At 50.6% G+C, this 3,665-nt stretch carries 2 protein-coding genes; one reads left to right on the top strand and one right to left on the bottom strand.

The window, feature by feature from the left end:
• A partial coding sequence (locus DBR30_RS09540) for an alginate lyase family protein (protein WP_258224373.1) occupies nt 1-1,206 on the top strand: 1,206 nt, incomplete at its 5' end.
• Nucleotides 1,207-1,429: 223 nt separating this feature from the next.
• Here the strand turns inward: DBR30_RS09540 and kup are convergent.
• Complete coding sequence (gene kup, locus DBR30_RS09535; RefSeq protein WP_108539811.1) at nt 1,430-3,298, bottom strand: low affinity potassium transporter Kup; 1,869 nt, start codon at nt 3,296-3,298, stop codon at nt 1,430-1,432.
• Between the last annotated feature and the right edge of the window lie 367 nt (nt 3,299-3,665).

The raw sequence follows: 3,665 nt of genomic DNA, 5'->3' as shown, positions 1-3,665 counted from the left end.
ATTGGAGACGTTATGAAAGTAAAAAAGCTTGTTTTTGTTTTTTCATTACTCTGTGCTGCACATAATGTATTCGCTTTTGAACATCCCGGCGTATTACTTAATAAAACAGACATAGAATTTGTTAGACAAAAAGTTTCCAATGAGGTTGAACCATGGTTCTCATCATATAAAAATATGCTTGCCTCCCCATTAGCTAATCGAAGCTATTTGCCCACTGCCAAATGGGACAGCATGGCGTGTGGTGGTCCTGATGGCGAGGGAATTGCCCAACGCTGCAAAATAGAGAGAGAGGATGCTCGTGCTGCATATACCCAAGCTCTCGCCTGGTTATATAGCGGGGATAATGTGTATGCCGAAAACTCGATAAATATAATGAATGCTTGGTCTGAACAGTTTACAGGGCATCACACTGGGCAAAACCAAGCACTTCAGGCATCATGGGCTGCCGCAGTATGGGCCAGGGCTGCTGAGATAATCAAACATACATATATTATCGACGGCAGTTCAAAATGGAATTCAGATAAAATAAAGAAATTTGAGCATATGCTCAGAAGTCGTTATATTGACGATATAAATGGACAAAAAACAGATTGTCATTTTGGGAATTGGCAGGCCGTCATCACGGAAGCAAAATTAAATTCTGCAGTTTTCCTTGATGATCAAAAACTGTTCGATGAATCTTTAGAACGATTCCATAAGTATTTTCCAACATATGTTTACTTATATTCTGATGGTGGTTTGCCAAAACCAATAGCAGGCTGTTATTCCCATGATGAACTAGATAAATTCAACTCATATTGGAGTATCACTAATAAGACAACACCATTAAAACAAGGTCATGCACAAGAAACGTGTAGAGATTTGGAGCATCTGGCTTATGGAGTAGCTGGGTTTGTTAATACGGCACAAACTGCCTATGTGCAAGGTGTTGATCTATATAGTCAAGAAAAAGAGCGGTTTATCTCGGTTATGGAATTTAATGCTGCATTAGATATGGCCGGGAACCGTGATTTGCTAAACGAATGTGGCATGAATGTTCCTGTTTTAGGTGGATTGAAAGGAACTATGCACATTGCGTATAACCACTTATCTAAAATAAATGGTGTCTATCTCCCCAATACTGAAAAATGGCTCCTTGAAAATGGTAGTCAACGGCCGCAAGGTTTCTTTCATTATTTATGGGAAGAGCTAACTCATACTAAATAACATAAACGTTATGCAGGTTAATAGATGCATAACAAGGAGATGGTACGGCCTGTAAATACAGGCCGTATTTTATTACGATCATGCTACTCAGGTATCAGTTCGGGCTTGTTCTATGACCATTACGGTCTCTTTCATCGACTTCACTACGATATTTAAAACCAGTCATGAAAAGCATAGGGAATTTTAGCTGATTGACATAAGCCACTGGTGTGGCTTGCATCGCTTAAATATCAACCTGCGAACCCAGTTCGACTACCCGATTGGGCGGGATCTCGAACTGATCCGGGGCGCGCAGGGCGTTGCGCTGCAGCAGCATAAAGAGCTTGCCGCGCAGATAGAGATACCAGGGGCGGTCTTTCATGATGAGCGATTCGTGGGCCATAAAGAACGAGGTCTCCATCATCCGGCAGCTCAGCCCCTCGGCGTTGCAGCGGTGGAAGATCTCCTCCACGTTCGGGGTCTCGCGCCAGCCGTAGCTTGCCACCACCCGCCAGAAGGTGGGGGAGAGCTGCTCGATGCAGACCCGGCGCACATTGTGGACGTAGGGCACATCCTCCACCCGCAGGGTGAGCAGGATGATCCGCTCGTGCAGCACCTTGTTGTGCTTGAGGTTGTGCAGGAGCGCATGGGGGATCACATTGACCACCCGCGACATATAAACCGCAGTGCCGGCCACCCGGGTCGGCGGGGATTTCTCCAGCGAGGCGATCATCGGCTCAAGGGAGTTGCCGTGCTCGTTCAGGCGACGAATAAGCTGGAAACGCTCGCTCTTCCAGCTGGTCATCACGGTGAACATCACCGCGCCCAGGGTGAGCGGCAGCCAGCCACCGGAGAAGATCTTGGCGAGGTTGGCGGCAAACAGCGGCACATCGATACAGAGCAGCGCGACAAACAGGATGGCCACCAGATACTTGTTCCAGTGCCAGCTGTTCTTGGCTACCGAGCAGGAGAGGATGGAGGTGAGCACCATGGTGCCGGTTACGGCGATGCCGTAGGCCGCCGCCAGATTACTGGAGTGCTCGAAGCTCATGATGACGATCACCACCGAGATATAGAGCATCCAGTTGATGACCGGAATATAGATCTGGCCGGACTCCTGCTCGGAGGTGTGAACGATGCGAATAGGGGAGAGATAACCGAGCCGCACCGCCTGCCGGGTCAGCGAAAAGACCCCGGAGATCACCGCCTGCGAGGCGATCACCGTCGCCATGGTTGCCAGCAGCAGCAGCGGCACCAGCGCCCATTTCGGCGCGAGCAGGAAGAAGGGGTTGGCAATGGCGGCGGGATTGCTTAGCAGCAGCGCACCCTGACCGAAGTAGTTGAGCACCAGCGAGGGCAACACCACGATAAACCAGGCGAGGCGGATCGGATTTTTGCCAAAGTGGCCCATATCCGCGTAGAGCGCCTCCACCCCGGTGATGGCCAGCACCACGGCGCCGAGGGCAAAGAAGGAGGTGGTCTGGTACTGGACAAAGAAGCGCACCGCCCAGACGGGGTTGAGCGCACCCAGCACCTCGGGGTTGTGGATGATGCCGCGCAGCCCCAGCACCGCCAGCGTCATAAACCAGATCAGCATGATGGGGGCAAACAGCTTGCCCACCATGGCGGTGCCATGTTTCTGGATGGCGAACAGCAGGGTCAGCACCAGCACCGAGAGAGTGACGATATAGGGGTCGAGGGCGGGGGTGAGAATGCTCAGACCCTCGATGGCCGACATCACCGACATCGCCGGGGTGATCACCACCTCGCCATAGAAGAAGCTGCCGCCAATCAGGCCGAGGATAATCAGCAGTGGCGTCCAGCGGGTGGAGGCGTTGCGGGTCGCCAGCGACATCAGGGTGAGAATGCCACCCTCGCCGGCGTTGTCGGCCCGCATCACAAAGGAGAGGTACTTGACCGACACCACCAGGATCAGCAGCCAGAAGATCAGCGAGAGAAAGCCGAGAATGGAGGTCGGCTCGACGCCGAACCCGAATTGACCTGACAGGCACTCGCGCAAGGTATAGAGCGGGCTGGTGCCGATATCGCCATAGACTACGCCAATCGCCGCCAGCATAACGCCGGGAGTGGCTTGTTGTTTATCACAGTTCATGAGTTCATCTTGTCAGTTTGATGTTTACACGTTTGCCAACGCACAGTTGCCCGACCTACCAAGAGAGTCGTGATATTTAATCGGGAGAGAATTAATGGATTGCGATGGGAAAGGGCGCTAACGGAATAGTGATCTGCTTGTCATGGAACACAGTCTGTTCATCTGTCATTAAGCTTATAATGACACACACTCTGCGGGACTATGCTCAGTTATAAATAATCAAAAGTTCAATTTGAGTAAGAGAATTAATTATCCGGCGATTGAAATAGGCCGCGACAATGCAGGCAACTGTTTGTTTTATCTAGCGAAGTGGTTTGGCTACTCTCTTTTACCAAAATGGATAATAAATAGACGATAAAGTAATCAC

This window comes from Aeromonas sp. HMWF017 (genome assembly GCF_003061465.1).
In the GTDB taxonomy this organism is placed as follows: domain Bacteria; phylum Pseudomonadota; class Gammaproteobacteria; order Enterobacterales; family Aeromonadaceae; genus Aeromonas; species Aeromonas veronii.
This window is presented reverse-complemented; position numbering and strand designations above follow the sequence as displayed.